1 protein-coding gene is annotated in these 640 nt (G+C 62.2%); it reads left to right on the top strand.

What is annotated here, in order from left to right; translation table 11 throughout:
* Positions 1–102: 102 nt before the first annotated feature.
* The coding region (locus tag QR64_RS17880) for a hypothetical protein (RefSeq protein WP_039586541.1) at positions 103–640 on the top strand (538 nt) is incomplete at its 3' end.

The raw sequence follows: 640 nt of genomic DNA, 5'->3' as shown, positions 1-640 counted from the left end.
GCCACATCCTGAAAATCCCCTACGAACTCGGGCCGCGCCCCACCCGTAGCGAACGCATCAGAGGACGGCGGCGTAGAGGGTGACGCTGTGAATCTACCCGCAATGCCGGATCCGAATACCGGAGAGCCGCGACCACCCCGTGCGCCACGCATCTACCAGAGAATCGAGCACACGCCGACCGACAGATCCCCACGGAAGCCTCCGGAAGCGCCGGAACATCTCGGACCCGTTCTCGAATGGCTCCAGCCCACCGCCCGTGACCAGTACACGAGCGCGCTCTTCATCGTGGGCATCTCGGTCGCGTACCTCACCCTTGTCGACGGAGGCCTTCGCTGGACCCACATGTGGGTCATGTGGGTCATCATGGCTGTGGGTGCGTGGGTGATGTTCGGCGCCACCAGAAACCATTGGACCGCAGTCGGATCCACCTGGGTGCAGTGGCGCGACGATTGGGTTGACACCTATCACCTCACCCGCATACGATTTTCAGCCGACGGGCCGAACCGCGTTCTCCGTTTGAAAGATGCACACGGCAACAAGATCCACTCGTTCAAGATCAGCGAGATCCAACGCAACCCCGACCTGTGGGACCTGGTCTACAACGGCATCCTCCACTCCGTCGCCTCCGGCAACTGCGACA

Origin of the sequence: Rhodococcus sp. Chr-9, from assembly GCF_000801125.1 — a bacterium.
In the GTDB taxonomy this organism is placed as follows: domain Bacteria; phylum Actinomycetota; class Actinomycetes; order Mycobacteriales; family Mycobacteriaceae; genus Rhodococcus; species Rhodococcus pyridinivorans.
The sequence above is the reverse complement of the archived record's forward strand: the minus strand, read 5'-3'. Positions and strand labels throughout refer to the sequence as shown.